Source organism: Hylemonella sp. GW821-FHT10B10 (assembly GCF_059415585.1).
The window spans coordinates 295,587-310,645 of the sequence record NZ_JBWKNN010000003.1 but is presented as its reverse complement, the minus strand read 5'-3'; the positions used below and the strand labels follow the sequence as shown (position 1 = coordinate 310,645).

The following is a 15,059-nucleotide window of genomic DNA, read 5'->3' as shown; positions in this document are numbered from 1 at the left end:
TCGTCCATGAACCAGCCTTCTGTTTTCACCGACCGCAAGGTCGTCTTCCTGCTGGCCATGCTGTGCTGCTTGCTCTGGGGCAGCGCCTACCCGGCGATCAAGAACGGCTATGCGCTGTTCGAGATTGCGGGCGACGACATTGCCTCCAAACTGGTGTTCGCAGGTTACCGTTTCCTGTTTGCGGGCGGGGTGCTGCTGGCCGTGGCCGCGGCGAGCCGCAAGCCGTTGTTCGCGCTGGACCGGCGCAGCCTGGGCCAGGTGACCTTGCTGGGCCTGACGCAGACCAGCCTGCAGTACGTGTTCTTCTACATCGGCCTGGCCTACGCTACCGGCGTGAAAAGCTCGATCATGAACGCCACGGGCACCTTCTTCAGCGTGCTGCTGGCCCACTTCATCTATCACAACGACCGCTTGAGCTACAACAAGGTGCTGGGCTGCGTGGCCGGCTTCCTGGGTGTCATGGTCGTGAATTTCCACGGCAGCCTGCTGAACCTGGACTTCACCCTGCTCGGTGAGGGTTTTGTCGTGCTCGCGGCTTTGGTGCTCTCGGCTGCCAGCATCTACGGCAAGAAGATCTCGCAGCGCATCGACTCGGTGGTGCTGACGGGCTGGCAACTGGGCATCGGCGGTGCTGGCTTGCTGCTGCTGGGTTATGCCTGCGGTGGACACCTGGGCCTGCCGAGTGCGGCCGCGCTGGCGCTGCTGGCTTATCTGGTGGCCCTGTCCGCAGTGGCCTTCTCGCTCTGGACCATCCTGCTCAAGCACAACCGTGTGAGCATGGTCACCGTCTTCAATTTCATGGTGCCGATCTTCGGTACCGCGCTGTCGGCCCTGTTCCTGGACGAGCGTTTCCTGGAATGGAAGAACGGTCTGGCCCTGCTGCTGGTCTGCTGGGGCATCTGGCTGGTCACCAAGGAAGAGACGCCCGCCCCTCGCTGACGGGCCTCAGCTGCGGGGCTTCAGCGCTGCAGGTCCTCGATGGCGTCGATCACCATGGACGTGCCCACTGCGATCAGCAGGATGTCGCTGGCCACGCGCACAAACTCATGCCCGGCAGGCGGCGTACCCAGGCGCACGCGGATATCCGCCTCGACGGGACGGTAGCTCACATCACGCGGCAGGGGCTGGCCCATCTTCCATTTCTTGGCCTGTCCGGGCGGCTGGCAGCCGTTGTTCTTCTTGGCCAGGCCGGGTGGGCAATGGGCGCGCGGTGGCTGGCCATAGGCCTCGTAGACCGCGGCGCGCTGGCGCTCGCCGAAGTAGCCACCGATGTTGATCTGCACGTTGGCGCCACCGCGGCGATCGTCATCGCGGTCGTCACGGCGATCATCGCGCCTATCGTCTCTGCGATCGTCCCGGCGGTCATGCCGGTCGTCGCGGCGATCATCACGATGGTTATCCCTGCGGTCGTCACGTCGTTCGTTGCGATCGCGGTCCCGGCCCGGGCCTGAGGCGCCAGGGGCTTCGGCCACCACGGAGCACCCGCTCAGGACCATGGCGCCGACCACGGCGTACAGCGGCAATTGCTTGAGGATTTTCTTCATGACAGCTTCCTGCGCAGCACCGGCTGCAAAACGATGCCGCCATTGTGCATCTGCGTAGCGGGCTGTGGTAACCAGCTACGTTTTGTTTCAAGCCCGTTTCACTCAGCCCCGTGCGGCTTGCAGCAGTTCTCGCGTCTGTTGCGCCACCTTGCGCGCCGCCGCGGTGTAGTCCGGGCCCGAGGAGGCGTAGAGCACAGCCCGAGAAGAGCTCACGACGATGGGTGCCGTGGTCTCGCCGCCGCTGGCACGCCAGCCGGCCTTGACCGTGGCCACGGCGTCTCCGCCTTGCGCACCTACGCCGGGGATCAGCAGGGGCATGGTGGGGGCCACGGCCCGCACGCGCTCGATCTCGGCCGGGTAGGTGGCGCCCACCACCAGGCCCAGCTGCCCATTGGTGTTCCAAGGCCCTTGCGCCAAGCGAGCGATGTGTTCGTACATCAGGGGCTCGCCCGGCACGCTGGCCAGGCGCTGGGCCTGCAGGTCGTCGCCACCCGGGTTGGAGGTGCGGCACAGCAGGAAGGCGCCCTTGCCGTGGTACTGCAAATAGGGCTGGACCGAGTCGAAGCCCATGAAGGGCGAGAGCGTGACCGCGTCAGCGCCGTAGCGCTCGAAAGCCTCTTTGGCGTATTGCTCGGCCGTACTGCCGATGTCACCGCGTTTGGCGTCCAGGATCACCGGCACATTCGGCGAGACACGGCGTATGTGCTTCATGAGCCGTTCGAGCTGTTCTTCGGCACGGTGCGCTGCGAAGTAGGCGATCTGCGGCTTCCAGGCGATCACCTGGTCGGCCGTGGCCTCAACGATGGCGGCGCAGAAATCGTAGATCTTGCTGGCATCGCCCTTGAGCGCACCGGGAAAGCGGGCCGGCTCCGGGTCCAGGCCCACGCAGAGCATGGAATTGTTTTGGCGCTCGGCCGCGCGCAGCATCTCGAGAAAGGTCATGCCCCTATTGTAAGAAGGGGGCCCGCAGGCCCCCTTTTTGCGCAGCGCTGACCCCGGTTCAATAGGCCACGGTAAAGCGTTGCTTCAGATGGCGCGACTGCTCGATCTCGTCAACGATGGCCACGGCCAGGTCCTTGACGCTGATGGTGCCGGGTTGCTCGCCATTCATCAGCGGCGCGTCCAGCCCCAGACGGTAGCTGCCCGTGCGCTCGCCCGGCACCAGCAGGATGGGCGGGGAGAGGAAGGTCCAGTCCAGCCCCTTTTCCTCGCGGATCAGGTTCAGCGCCTCGCGTGCAGCCAGTGCGCCCTGCTTGTACTCGGCCGGGAACTGGGGCGTGTCCACCAGTTGCAGGCCAGGTGCTACATAGAGGCTGCCAGCGCCGCCAACCACCAGCAGGCGGCGCACACCGGCCTCACGCACACCGGCATGAATGGCGCGGGTGCCCTTGAGGAACTGGTCGTGGATGTCGGGCACGGTCCAGCCCGGGTTGTATGCGCTGATCACGGCGTCCTGGCCAGCCACGGCCTGCCGCACCTGCGCAGCATCCTGGGCGTCGGCGGCCACCACCGTCAGTCCTTTGCGAACTGCGAGCTTGCCGGGGTTGCGCGCCAGCACCGTGACCTGGTGGCCGCGTTGCAGCAGTTCTTCGAGCAGAGGGGTGCCAACAAAGCCGGTGGCGCCGATGAGTGCGATCTTCATAGGGTGTCCTTTTCCAGGGTCAGAGATAGGTAGGTTCAAATCACGGCTCTAGCTTAAAAAATTGTCAATCAACGCACTAGTCGGATAATTCAACCTATATTTTTAAGCTGATCTTCACAATGGACGATCTCAAACGCATGGCGGTTTTTGCCTCCGTGGTGCAACACGGCTCCATGAGCGGCGCCGCACGCTCCCTGGGACTGAGCACTTCGGCGGTGAGCCAGCAGGTGCGGCAACTGGAGCGCGACGGCGGAGTCACCCTGCTACACCGCTCCACGCGCAAGCTGGTGCTGACCGAAGCCGGTCAGCGTTACCACGCCCTGTGCGCCACCATGTGGACGGCGGCGGAGCAGGCGCGCGCCGAGCTGGCCGCCAGCCGCGCCGAACCCAGCGGGGAGCTGCGCCTGTCGGCGCCCGTGGGTTTTGCACGCCATATCGCCCCGGCGCTGGGGCCCCTGCTGGGCGCCCACCCCGCCCTGCGCCTGCGTCTGCTGGTGGACGACGCCTTCATCGACCTCATCAATGAGCGCATCGATCTGGCGATCCGCTTCGGGCGCCTGGCCGACTCGAGCTGGGTGGCCCAACGCCTGGGTCGCATGCAGTGGTGGTTGTGCGCAGCGCCCGCATGGATCACGCAACATGGTGGTCTTCCCGCTCACCCGGACGCGCTGCTCACGCAAGGCTGGCTGGGTTTCGACCGCGGGCACAGCAGCCTGCAGCTCGAGTTGCGCAGCCCGCAGGACGAAGCCCGCACGCTGCGCGTGGCGACGCGCATAGCCAGCAACAACCAGCTCTCGATCCAGCAGATGTGTGAGGCCGGCCTGGGCCCGGCCCTGCTCGGCAGCATGGACGTGCAAGAGGCGCTGGCTGCGGGTCGCCTGCAAAGGCTGCTGCCCGACTGGGATTTTGGTGCGCTGGACCTTTGGGCAGTCACGCCGCAGCGCGATGCCCAGCCGGCCAAGGTGCGGCTCGCGATTGCCGCACTGGGGCAGTACCTGCGCAGCCTGCCCGGCGTGCAGTACTGATCAGAGGTCGATCACGAGCTGCGGCGTCTTGCTGCGCGAGCAGCAGGGTGTGAACTGGTCGTTGGCTGCCTGCTCCTCGGGCGTAAGGTAGCTGTCCTTGTGGTCCGGCACGCCTTCAAGCACCCTTGTAAGGCAGGTGCCGCAGACACCCTGCTCGCAGGACATCATGATGTCCACACCGGCCGCGGCCAGGGCCTGAGTCACGGTCTGGTCCTTGGGCACCAAGACGATACGCCCCGAGCTGGCCAGCCTGATCTCGAAGCTGGCGTCGCTGTCGGACTTGGCCACTTCGGCACCGAAGAACTCGTAATGAATCTGTGTCTCGGGCCAGCCGGCTGCACGCGCCGTGCCCAGCACCGCATCCATATAGCCCTTGGGACCGCAGACGTAGAGATGGGTGCCGGCCTCCGGCTTGGCCAGCAGTGTTTGCAGGTCCAGCTTCTGCGCTGCGGCGCCGTTGTCGTAATGGAAGTGCACACGCGTAGCGAACGTAGACGCCGCGATGCGCGCGCGGAAGGCCGTGCGCTCCGGTGCGCGGGTGGCGTAGTGCATCTCGAAATCCACGCCCGTCATGGCCAGGCGCTCCGCCATGCAGAGGATGGGGGTGACGCCAATGCCGCCGGCCAGCAGCAGGTGCTTCTTCGCTTCGTGCGCCAGACCGAAATGGTTGCGCGGCGTGCTGATGGTCAGCACGTCGCCTTCCTTGAGGCTGTCGTGCACGGCCGACGAACCGCCGCGCGAGGACGGATCGCGCAGCACACCGATCTGGTAGCGGTGCGTTTCGTTCGGATCGTTGCACAGGGAGTACTGGCGTGTGATGCCCTGGGGCAGCATCACGTCCACATGCGAACCGGCCGAGAAGGCCGGCAAGGCGCGGCCGTCGGTGGCCACCAGTTCCAGCGTGACGATGTCCAGCGCTTCCTGCGCCTTGCGCGCCACGCGCACCTGCAATGTCGGGGCCGTGCTCATGGTCCTCCTCAGACTGTTGCCGGTATGGCGGGGCTGACGCGCTCGGACGCCAGGATGCGGTCGATGATTTTGCGCGACTGCACGCCACCGGCGTCGATGTTGAGCATGAGCAATTGGCGCTCAGGCCAGGTCAGCAGGTTCTTCTGCTGGCGCTCCAGCATCTCCAGGTCCTCTGCAAAGATCTTGCCCTGGCCTTCGCGTATGGTGGCGGTCAGCGCCTTGTCCTTGGGATTGAACTTGCGTGCCATGCCCCAGAAGTAGTGGATGGAGGTGTCGGTCTCGGGCGTGATGAAGTCCACCACCACGCTGTAGGCCTTCTTGTCGTTGGGTGCGTCGTAGCCGCCATGGCCTTGCAGAGCCACGCCCACTTCGATCATCACATGGCTGGGCGGATTGAAGCGGCAGATCTGCCAGCGATCCACCAGCTGGTCATCGGGCAGGTTGTTGCCACGCAGCGCAGCCTTCCAGAAGGGCGGTGGTTCAATGCCGCTCATGAAACGGCTGGTCACCACCTCGTCCCCATTCACCGTGGTCTTGCAGGGCGTCTCGTCGATCTCTTTCTGGCCGATGGACGTGCTGTGCACGTAGGTTTCGTGCGTCAGGTCCATCAGGTTGTCGATCATGAGTCGGTAGTCGCAGGCGATGTGGTACAGACCACCGCCGTAGGCCCACTCGGGGTTGTCATACCACTCGAGCACGGGGATGAGCTTCTCGTCGGCCTGGGCCGCGTCACCGGGCCAGACCCAGATGAAGCCATAGCGCTCGACCACGGGGTAGGCCCTGATGGCGGGGAAACCGCGCACGCGCTGGCCCGGCATGTGAATGGTCTTGCCATCACAACCCATCTCCAGGCCGTGGTAGCCGCAAACCAGCTTGCCTTCACAGACATAACCCAGGGACAGAGGCGCGCCGCGATGCGGGCAGAAGTCCTGCACGGCCGCGACCTTGTTCTCAGAGCCGCGATAGAAGACGATGCGTTCGTTGCAGACCGTACGGCCCAGGGGCTTTTCGTCGATCTCGTTGGACGTGGCGGCGACGTACCAGGTGTTTTTCGGGAACATGCGGGCTCCTCAGGGGAATTAAAAATAGACGGATTTATTCATTCCGTATACTGAATGTCATTCATTGTACTGAATGATCCTTCCCTGTCAAACCCTAAAACCCCGGGGTTTCCCTGATCCGGCGCCGCCTTGTGCGCAGCAGCGGAGTGGGGTTCAGACCTTGGCGGCCAGGCGCAGCTTGCGATCCTCGGTCTGGTTCTGGCGATCGTAGAGATGCACGAACTTGCGCAACAGGCGCATGAACTCCTGCTGCTCCGCCGGCTCCAGGCTGTCCATCATGCCGTGGTAGAGCACATCCACCCCGGGCTTGAGCTCCAGCAGCACCTCCTCGCCTTCGGGGGTCAGGGAGAGGCGGCGCTGGCGGCGCGGCAGCACTTCGCGCAGGATCCACCCCTTGGTCTCCAGGCGCGCGGCGATGTCGGCCGTGGTGGAGGTGTCGAGCGCAATCAGCTGCGCCAGCGTGACCTGGTCGATGCCCGGGGTCTCGTGCAGGGTGCGCAGGATGGCGTACTGGATGGGGGTGACGTGGCGGCCATGCACTTCATGGAACTTCGACACGGCGATCTGCTGGGCGCGACGGATCAGGTGGCCTGGTTCATCGTAGAGCTCGATGGAAAGAGGGGCGTCGGCAGTCTTGTTGTTCATGGCGGAAAAGACGGGATTCGGTGCTGAAAGCGAATTGTGCTTCAAGCCGAACCAATTCCGACAAATTCTGCTGTGCAACCATGTGGCAAGACCTGATAGGTCGTCCCGGTCCGCCCCCCGCGAATCCACGCCACGCCGGCTGGCGTGGCTCCCGGGTCAGCGGCCGGCCGGCTCCTGGGCCAGCCAAGTCTGCAACTGGGCCTTCCACCACCTGGCCTGCCCCGTCGTGCCATGGCCACGCGTATCAGGGCTGGCGGGGATCAGGTAGAGGCTGCCGTTCTTCACGCGTTTGAGTTCACGCTCCATGATGCCGAGCTCGGGCGGGTTGCGCTCGTCATCGGCCGCGTTGATCGCCAGCAGGCGGGCGCGGATGGCCTCCAGCCTGGGGGCAGGGTTGTAGTCGCGCAGCGCATCGAACTGGTAGAGGATGTCGTTGGCGTCATTGGGGGAGGGACGGGCCAGCTGCTCGGTGATGTACTGGTCGGCCTTCTCGCGTGAAGGGGCGATCTGGTGCAGGCCCTGGTTCCCGCCCAAGGTGGCCACGCTGAAATACAGCTGCGCGATCTGCAGGCTGCGCGGCTGGCGCGTGTAGTTGCCGCCTGCCCACTCCGGGTCCATCTTGATGACTTCCATCAGCATGCGGCGTGTCATCCAGTTGCGGCCGGCCACCTCCACCGGCATGGAGGCCATGGGCACGAGGTTGCGTGCGGCCTCCGGGTACATCACGCCCCAGAGCCAGGTGTGCATGCCGCCCATGGAATTGCCCAGCACCAGCTTGAGCTGCTTGATCCCCAGGTGTTCGGTCACCAGCGCATGCTGGGCCCGCACCATGTCTTCGTAGTTGTAGCGGGGGAAAGCCATGCGCAAGCCGTCCGAAGGCTTGGCGGAACCGCCCGCGCCGATGGCGTCCGGCAGGATGATGTAGTGGCGCGCAGCGTCCAGCGGCTGCCCGGGGCCGAACAGCTCACCGGCAAATCCCGGGCTGAGCATGCCCCGGCCGGAGCCCCCTGTGCCATGCAGGATCAGCACGGGTTCGCCCGTGGGTTCGCCCACCGTGTGGTAGTTCACCTTCAGCTCCGGCATCACCTCGCCGGTGTTGAAGCGGAAATTCTTGATGGTCCAGCTGCCCGACTTGGGCGCCGGGTAGTCGGCCGCCCAAAGCGGCACGGCCAGCGTCAGCAGCAAGAGCATCAGCCCGCGCCGAATGTTCAGAAAACCTTTGCTTGTCATGTCTGTCTCCTCTGTTATCAATTTATTCCCAGTGAAACTTGTGCAGCAACCGGTGCAGGATGGGCGTGAACAACAGCGCGGCAGTGGCGATGAACACCAAACCAGCATACAGGGCATAGCAGCCGGCGAAAAGCTTGCCCCCGGCCGTGACGGGCAGGTGGACCGGCCCCATGCCTCCCAGCAGCATGGCGGCATTGAGAAAAGCGTCCAGCCAGGGGAGCTGCTCGAAATACGCGTAACCCGCCATGCCGGCCAGCAGCGAAAGGACCAGCAGAGTCAGCGCTAAAAACAGATGCCACAGGATGCGCCGGACAAAACTGGCGTGCGGCAGAGGCGCTTGTTTTTTGGATTCGTACATGGCGTCAACACTCCCGCTGTCTTCAAGAAGCCCGCCGGGCGGGTCGCAGGCCCCGCCTCGAAATCTCAGCGCGGTGTGCTCAGCTGGCCCTGCTGTGGCACGGGCGGAGCGCCATCCTGCATCTCGCGTGCGCCATCGACAAAGTACTCCGTCTCACCAAAACAGGTAGTAGGGATGAACTTGTGCTGACGGTAGTGCAGCACAACGCGCTTGCCCGCCAGGGCATTGATCTGCTGCGCCACGGCGTCGTCGCGCACCGTGAACTCGAACTTCTCGGGTATGGCGCCCGGCATGGTGACCATGGCGATCTCACCCTCCCAGGTCTTGCAGAGCCAACCCTTGTTCGAGAACTTCTGCACGTAGCCGGCGCGCTCACCGTCGGCATAGCTCCATTGCAGCGCAATCCAGGCCCAGGCGATGGCCAGCACGACCAGAATGGCCAGGAAGGTGAGCAGCAGGCGTATCAGTTTGTCTTTCATGCGGGTTCTCCCTTTTTCACAATTCAGGCCGGTACGCCGGCACGCATCACGTTCATGGCCAGGCACAGATCAGCCCAGGTCTTGGCCTTGTCCTGCGGTGTGCGCAGCAGATAGGCCGGGTGGTAGCTCACGATGACGGGCACGCCTTCATAGCTGTGCACCTGGCCGCGCAGCTTGCCCAGCGGCAGGGTCGCCACATCGGGCACGCTGGACGCCAACAGGGACTGCGCGGCAAAACGGCCCAGGGCCAGGATGATTTGCGGCCGCTGCAATGCGACCTGTCGGCGCAGATAGGGCTCGCATTGCAGCACTTCCTCAGGCTGCGGATTGCGGTTGGCCGGCGGGCGGCACTTGAGCACGTTGGCGATATAGACGCCTTGCGTACCTGTGCCCTGGCGACTCAAGCCCATGGCCTTGAACATATTGTCCAGCAGCAGTCCGGCCTGGCCGACAAAAGGTTCGCCCTGGAGGTCCTCGTTCTCACCCGGAGCCTCGCCCACCACCAGCCAGCGCGCCTGTTTGTCGCCTACACCGAACACGGTGTTCTTGCGGCTCTTGCACAGTCCACAAGCCTGGCAGCTGGCGACCGCCTGCTGCAGCGCATCCCAGTCCATGGCCGCGATCTCGGCCGGCAACGCACGGGGAGCAGTCAGAGCGGGTGCAGCCACCGCCGTGGCCGGGCGTGTCACGGTCACGCGGGCCGCCGGCTCGGCGGCCTCCCCCTCTTGAGGGGGGCTGGGGGGGGCATCGTTGAAAACATCCGCAGGAACACCCGCAGGGTGTTCGGGCGACCAAACCCGGATTCCCATCTCGGCCAGCATCGCGCGTTGGCGCGTATCCAGTTGCAGACTCATGGCCCGATCTTACAGACGCAGACTCATGACCACCGCGTCCTCGCGCTGACCATGCCCAGCCGGGTAATAGTTCTTGCGCAGGCCGACACGGCGGTAGCCGTGCGACTCGTAGATGGCGATGGCCCGTGTGTTGCCCACACGTACTTCCAGCCACAGCCATTGCGCGCCCAGGCCACGCGCCCACAAGGCCATGGCGTCGAGCATGACGCGCCCCCACCCCTGGCGCTGGTACTCGGGCGCCACGGTGATGTTCAGCAAGTGCACCTCGTCCACGCCCTGCATGGCCACGTAATAACCCAGCAGTTCATCGCCGGCCAACAACACGCGCGCGTGGTAGCCGGTACGCAGCGCGTCCATGAAATTGCCGCGTGTCCAGGGGTGCGGGTAGGCCCGCTGCTCGATCTGCAGCAACTGTTCAAGCCGCGCGGCTTCCAGCGGCTCGAAGCGGGCTTCGACGGGTTCGAGGACGGCGCTCATCGTGGTCGTGCAGGTCTCAGTTTCGCGCCTTGGCGGCGGCACGCTCCTGTGTGGTCAGGGCCACTTTATCGCGGATGTAACGCGGCAGGGCATCGGCTGCGGCCACGGCGTTGCCGTCGGCCAACAGGCCAGGTGCCAGACGCAGCATGGCCGCCGCCGTGGGCAGGGCCTGCCAGCAAGGTAAGTCTGCGGACCGCGGCAGGCGCTCGCCGTATTCGGCAAAGACATTCCCGGCCAGGGCCTGGGCGTCACCCAGGGCCACTTGCTCCGGTTTGAGCAGGCTGAAGTCGGCCTGCTGCGACCAGCGGCCCTGCGCATAGGCATAGGGCGCCGCATAGAGTTCATCCATGCGCGCATCGAGCAGGACCAGCAGGCGCAGGGCCAGCTGTTGGGGCGCCTGCTGCGCGCGTGCCTCCTCGGCCACGGCCAGCAAGGTGTCCACCGGCAGCAGCGGCACGCCTGCACCAAAACCCAGGCCCTGGGCCACGGCGCAGGCGGTACGCAGGCCGGTGAAGGAACCCGGCCCACGGCCAAAGGCGATGGCGTCGAGTTCCTCGAACTTGAGTTCCGCCTCGGCCATCAGGGTTTCGATGGCTGGGATCAACGCGCTAGAGGCCTGGGCGCCTCCGGTGCCGGTATGTTCCCAGACGCGGTGCGCGCCGTCGACGGCGCGTGTGACGGCGATGGACATCAACTCGGTACTGGTATCGAAAGCGAGCAGCTTCATGTCTGTTTGCGAACCCCGAAGGTGATGCCCACGGTGACCAGCACCAGACCGGCCAGCAAGTTCCAGTACAGCGGTTCATCCAGGAAGATCACAGCGCCCAACGCTGAAAGGCCGGGCACCAGGGCTGTGATCATGGTCGAGCGCACCGGGCCGAAGTACTGGATCATGCGCACGAAAGTCATGCCCGAAATCACCACTGAGCCCACCCCCTGGAAGACCACCTGGAACAGCAGTTCGCCCAGGGGCGCCGAAAACAACCGGCTCTCGATGGCGCCCAGCCCCTGCAGCAACAAGTAGAAGGGCACATAACTGAACAGCGCGAACACCGTGACGGCCGTGGTGGCACGCACGGCGTCCAGGCTGTGGCGACGCGCCAGCACGCTGTAGACCGACCAGCTCAGCGCCGCGCTCATGAAGAGCAGATCACCCTTCCAGACCTCGCCGCCTTCAAAGGCCCGCAGCAGGCTGGCCCCACCTACCAGGAGGTCGCCGCCCACGATGCAGGCCAGGCCGATGGCGCGTGCCGGCGAAATGGGCGTGTGCAGCATCAGTGCCGCCAGCAACGTGGTCCACAACGGCAGGCTGCCGGGCATCAGCACCGAGGCATGGGCCGCCGGAGCGTAGAAAAAGCCCGCATAGGCCAGCAAGGCATAACCGAAGCCACCAAACAGTCCGCCCAGCACAGTGATGCGCAGGGCCAGCGGCGACAGGCCGAAAAAGGAAGAGGCCGTGGCGCCCGTGGCTTGCGCGCGGTCGCGCCGCACCAGCCACCAGCCCAGGGGCAGGAGCACGACACTGGCGCCGATGATGCGCGCCAGCGCGATGTCGAAGGGGCCCAGGGAACCCTGGGCCGAAGCCCGGGCGATGACGATGAAGGCGGTCCAGATGCCGACGGTGATGACCGCCGCCGCGATGCCTATGGTCCGCGGTGACAGGCCCTTGAGAAAATGCATGCCCGCATTATCGGCGGCCTGAGTGAACAGGCCCTAAACTCGGCGCCATGTCCCTGACCCGCACGTCCCTGTTGCTGGCCGGCTTGGCCCTGCTGGCCGGCACCGCCGCCCTGGCCCGCGAGCCCGCCCTGCCGTCCACGGTGCTCAAAGCTCTCGCCCGCGCCAAGGTGCCTGCCGAGGCCGTGAGCATGGTGGTCGAAGAAGTCGGCAACGGCGATACACCTTTGCTGAGCCACCGTGCCAGTGCAGCCATGAACCCGGCTTCGGTGATGAAACTGGTGACCACCCTGGCCGCGCTGGAAACCCTGGGGCCCAGCTGGAGCTGGACGACACCGGTGTATGTAGAAGGCGCGGTACGCGAGGGCACGCTCTACGGCAAGCTCTACATCAGGGGCCAGGGAGACCCCAAGCTGGTGGCCGAGCGCATCTGGCTGCTGCTGCGCCGCGTGCAGGGCCTGGGCATCCGCAACATCGCCGGCGACATCGTGCTGGACCGCAGTGCTTTCGAAACCGTGGCGGTCGACCCGGCCGAGTTCGACGGCGAGCCGCTGCGCCCCTACAACGCCGCGCCCGACGCCCTGCTGTTGAACTTCAAGTCGGTGCTCATGACTTTCGTGCCCGACCGTGCCAGCAACACAGCCTATGTGCATGTGGAGCCGCCGCTGGCCGGCGTGGTCTGGCCCGGCCAGGTGCCGCTGCGCGAAGCCGAATGCAACGACTACCGCAGCGCGCTGCGCGCTGACTTCTCCGACCCTACACAACCCCGCTTCGCAGGCCGTTACCCGGCAGGCTGCGGCGAAAAGGTCTGGCCTCTGGCCTATGCCGATCCGGCCGGCTATGGCCCGCGTGCCATCGAAGGCATGTGGCGTGCCATCGGCGGTCAGTTACAGGGCGGCGTGCGCTACGGCACCGTGCCCGAGGGGCTGGCAGCAGCCTTTGCGCTGGAGTCGCCGCCCCTGGCCGAGGTCGTACGCGACATCAACAAGTACAGCAACAATGTGATGACACAGCAGCTCTTCCTCACCTTGAGCCTGCAGCAGCAGGGCAAGGGCACGATGGCCGGCTCGCGCGAACTGTTGCAGGACTGGTGGCGCCAGCGTTTTGGCACCAGCGAAGTGCCGCTGATCGCCAATGGCTCGGGCCTGTCACGCGAAGACCGCATGAGCGCTGCGGCCCTGGCCCGCCTGCTGCAATACGCCTGGGCTTCGCCGCTGATGCCCGAGCTCATGAGCTCCCTGCCCATCAGCGGCCTGGACGGCACGCTGCGGCCCAGTCGCTGGCGCGCCCAGGGCCAGGCCCATCTGAAGACCGGCAGCCTGCGCGACGTGGCCTCGATCGCCGGCATCGTGCATGCCGAGGGCGGACGGCGTTATGTGCTGGTGGCGCTGGTCAACCACCCGAACGCCAATGCCGCGCGCCCGGCCATGGAAGCTCTGGTGGAATGGGCTGCCCAGTTGCCGCAGAGCCGCAAGAAAAAATCCGATTGAACCTGACGACCCACAAAACACGACGCCCATGGACGACCTGATCGGTTATCTCGCTGCGAGCCTGACCACCCTGAGCTTCCTGCCCCAGGCCCTGCACACCTTCCGCACGCGCGATGTCAGCGGGATCTCGCTGGGCATGTACAGCATGTTCGCCACGGGCGTGGCTCTGTGGCTGGTCTATGGACTGCTGCTGGGCGCCTGGCCCATCGTGGTGGCCAATGCGGTCACGCTGGCCCTGGCCCTGGCCATCCTGGTGATGAAGCTGCGTTACCACCAGGACAGCTGACGACGATCAGAGCATGGCCAGCATGGCGACCACTGTGCCGCCCATAGCCAGGGTCGCCAGCCAGCCCAGCCAGCGCAGGCGCCGGCTGATCACGTGTTCTCCCATGACACCCGGGCGCGAGGCCAGCAGCATCATGACCCCCATGATGGGCACCGCAATCACGCCGTTGAGCACCGCCACGCCAAACAGCGCCTTGACCGGATCGATCGGCGTGAAACACAGTGCAACGCCCCCGAGCGTGGCGATGGCCACCACGCCATAGAACCCCCGCCCTTCTCCCCTGTCCAGTCGCAGGCTCAGGCTGCCCTCCCAGCCGGCGGCTTCCGCCACCGCATAGGCCGCCGAACCCGCCAGCACAGGGACGGCCAGCATGCCCGTGCCGATGATGCCCAGACTGAAGAGCAGAAAAGTCAGTTCACCCGCCAGTGGACGCAAGGCCTCAGCCGCCTGGGCCGAGGTCTGGACATCACGCACCCCGGCCGCATGCAGGGTCGCCCCCGCGCTCAAGATGATGAAAAAGGCAATGAGGTTGGAAAAGGCCATGCCCACCAGCGTGTCCCATTTGATGCGACGCAGATGGCTGCGCACCTGCTGCGGTGTATGCGGTTGGCCCGGCCCCCCATTCACGTCCTCCATCTCCTGGGCGGCTTGCCAGAAGAACAGATAGGGGCTGATGGTGGTACCGAAGACCGCCACGATGGTGAGCAGTGCTTCTTTCGAGCCCGGCAGCTGCGGCCAGACGATCTGTCGCGCCACCTGCCACCAGTCTATATGCAGGGTGAAGACCACGGCCACGTAGGACAAGAGCGTTAGCGTCAACCACTTGAGCCAGCGCACGTAGGCGGCATAACTCAGGAACACCTGCAACACCAGACAGAGCAGGCCGAACGTCACGGCATAGATGTGTGCCGAACCTCCCACCAGCAAGCGCAGGGCTTCGGCCATGGCGGCAATGTCCGCGGCCAGGTTCAGGGTGTTGGCCAGCACCAGCATGCCGACGATGGCCAGCAGGACCGCTCGAGGAAAGCTGCGCTTGATATTGGTCGTCAGGCCGCGCCCTGTCACGTGGCCGATGCGCGCGCTGACCATCTGGATCGCCACCATCAGCGGCAGGGTGAAGACGACCGTCCACAGCATGGCACAGCCGAACTGGGCACCGGCCTGCGAATAGGTGGCAATGCCGCTGGGATCGTCGTCGGCTGCGCCGGTGATCAGGCCTGGTCCGAGTCGGCGCATGGATTCCAGCTTCATGTTTCTGTTTCCCCTGCGCAAGCGAAGCCCGCTGCGTCACGACGGACTGTGCCACGGAACCCGCCCCGGGT

The 15,059-nt window shown here is 65.3% G+C and carries 18 protein-coding genes; 4 read left to right on the top strand and 14 right to left on the bottom strand.

The genetic code is table 11. The features are described 5' to 3' along the window. Positions 1-6: 6 nt before the first annotated feature. Complete coding sequence (locus AC07NT_RS15030) at positions 7-939, top strand: DMT family transporter (RefSeq protein ID WP_498599314.1); 933 nt, start codon at positions 7-9, stop codon at positions 937-939. Positions 940-959: 20 nt separating this feature from the next. On the opposite strand, the gene AC07NT_RS15025 is transcribed toward AC07NT_RS15030, so the two are convergent. The 3 genes from AC07NT_RS15025 to AC07NT_RS15015 all read right to left on the bottom strand — a co-directional run bounded on the left by AC07NT_RS15025 (position 960) and on the right by AC07NT_RS15015 (position 3,186). Further along, positions 960-1,544 (bottom strand): hypothetical protein, encoded by a 585-nt coding sequence (locus AC07NT_RS15025; RefSeq protein WP_498599315.1) that lies wholly within the window; start codon positions 1,542-1,544, stop codon positions 960-962. A 102-nt stretch (positions 1,545-1,646) separates the two neighbouring features. Next, positions 1,647-2,486: an orotidine-5'-phosphate decarboxylase gene (gene pyrF / locus AC07NT_RS15020; RefSeq protein WP_498599316.1), complete on the bottom strand. Its 840-nt coding sequence runs from the start codon at positions 2,484-2,486 to the stop codon at positions 1,647-1,649. Between the two features lie 58 nt (positions 2,487-2,544). Continuing rightward, positions 2,545-3,186, bottom strand: coding sequence for an NAD(P)-dependent oxidoreductase (locus tag AC07NT_RS15015; RefSeq protein WP_498599317.1), 642 nt, complete (start codon positions 3,184-3,186; stop codon positions 2,545-2,547). Between the two features lie 119 nt (positions 3,187-3,305). On the opposite strand from AC07NT_RS15015, the gene AC07NT_RS15010 reads away from it, so the two are divergent. Next, positions 3,306-4,211, top strand: a complete 906-nt coding sequence (locus AC07NT_RS15010) for a LysR family transcriptional regulator (protein ID WP_498599318.1) — start codon at positions 3,306-3,308, stop codon at positions 4,209-4,211. Here the strand turns inward: AC07NT_RS15010 and AC07NT_RS15005 are convergent, their stop codons facing one another. The 10 genes from AC07NT_RS15005 to AC07NT_RS14960 all read right to left on the bottom strand — a co-directional run bounded on the left by AC07NT_RS15005 (position 4,212) and on the right by AC07NT_RS14960 (position 11,964). Next, positions 4,212-5,180 (bottom strand): PDR/VanB family oxidoreductase, encoded by a 969-nt coding sequence (locus tag AC07NT_RS15005; protein WP_498599319.1) that lies wholly within the window; start codon positions 5,178-5,180, stop codon positions 4,212-4,214. An 8-nt stretch (positions 5,181-5,188) separates the two neighbouring features. Continuing rightward, the gene (locus tag AC07NT_RS15000) at positions 5,189-6,241 is read right to left on the bottom strand and encodes an aromatic ring-hydroxylating dioxygenase subunit alpha (RefSeq protein WP_498599320.1); all 1,053 of its coding nucleotides are present in this window, start codon (positions 6,239-6,241) and stop codon (positions 5,189-5,191) included. 153 nt (positions 6,242-6,394) lie between these two features. Continuing rightward, the gene (locus AC07NT_RS14995) at positions 6,395-6,886 is read right to left on the bottom strand and encodes a MarR family winged helix-turn-helix transcriptional regulator (protein WP_498599321.1); all 492 of its coding nucleotides are present in this window, start codon (positions 6,884-6,886) and stop codon (positions 6,395-6,397) included. 156 nt (positions 6,887-7,042) lie between these two features. Next, the gene (locus tag AC07NT_RS14990) at positions 7,043-8,116 is read right to left on the bottom strand and encodes an alpha/beta fold hydrolase (RefSeq protein WP_498599322.1); all 1,074 of its coding nucleotides are present in this window, start codon (positions 8,114-8,116) and stop codon (positions 7,043-7,045) included. Positions 8,117-8,138: 22 nt separating this feature from the next. Beyond that, entirely contained in the window at positions 8,139-8,474 is a 336-nt protein-coding gene (locus AC07NT_RS14985) for a hypothetical protein (RefSeq protein WP_498599323.1), read from the bottom strand. Positions 8,475-8,539: 65 nt separating this feature from the next. After that, the gene (locus tag AC07NT_RS14980) at positions 8,540-8,953 is read right to left on the bottom strand and encodes a DUF8785 domain-containing protein (RefSeq protein ID WP_498599324.1); all 414 of its coding nucleotides are present in this window, start codon (positions 8,951-8,953) and stop codon (positions 8,540-8,542) included. Between the two features lie 23 nt (positions 8,954-8,976). Beyond that, complete coding sequence (locus AC07NT_RS14975; RefSeq protein ID WP_498599325.1) at positions 8,977-9,807, bottom strand: uracil-DNA glycosylase; 831 nt, start codon at positions 9,805-9,807, stop codon at positions 8,977-8,979. 9 nt (positions 9,808-9,816) lie between these two features. Next, positions 9,817-10,284, bottom strand: coding sequence for a ribosomal protein S18-alanine N-acetyltransferase (gene rimI / locus AC07NT_RS14970; protein ID WP_498599326.1), 468 nt, complete (start codon positions 10,282-10,284; stop codon positions 9,817-9,819). A 16-nt stretch (positions 10,285-10,300) separates the two neighbouring features. Next, a complete protein-coding gene (tsaB, locus tag AC07NT_RS14965) occupies positions 10,301-11,011 on the bottom strand; it encodes a tRNA (adenosine(37)-N6)-threonylcarbamoyltransferase complex dimerization subunit type 1 TsaB (protein ID WP_498599327.1) in 711 nt (236 codons plus the stop codon). Then, complete coding sequence (locus AC07NT_RS14960) at positions 11,008-11,964, bottom strand: DMT family transporter (protein ID WP_498599328.1); 957 nt, start codon at positions 11,962-11,964, stop codon at positions 11,008-11,010. The genes tsaB and AC07NT_RS14960 overlap by 4 nt, the downstream gene beginning before the upstream one ends. 47 nt (positions 11,965-12,011) lie before the next feature. On the opposite strand from AC07NT_RS14960, the gene dacB reads away from it, so the two are divergent. Both dacB and AC07NT_RS14950 read left to right on the top strand, forming a co-directional pair. Then, positions 12,012-13,451 (top strand): D-alanyl-D-alanine carboxypeptidase/D-alanyl-D-alanine endopeptidase, encoded by a 1,440-nt coding sequence (gene dacB, locus AC07NT_RS14955; protein ID WP_498599329.1) that lies wholly within the window; start codon positions 12,012-12,014, stop codon positions 13,449-13,451. A gap of 28 nt (positions 13,452-13,479) precedes the next feature. Beyond that, on the top strand, positions 13,480-13,737 hold the full coding sequence (locus AC07NT_RS14950) for a SemiSWEET transporter (protein ID WP_498599330.1): 258 nt from the start codon (positions 13,480-13,482) through the stop codon (positions 13,735-13,737). Between the two features lie 6 nt (positions 13,738-13,743). Here the strand turns inward: AC07NT_RS14950 and AC07NT_RS14945 are convergent, their stop codons facing one another. Further along, complete coding sequence (locus AC07NT_RS14945; RefSeq protein WP_498599331.1) at positions 13,744-14,988, bottom strand: Nramp family divalent metal transporter; 1,245 nt, start codon at positions 14,986-14,988, stop codon at positions 13,744-13,746. Between the last annotated feature and the right edge of the window lie 71 nt (positions 14,989-15,059).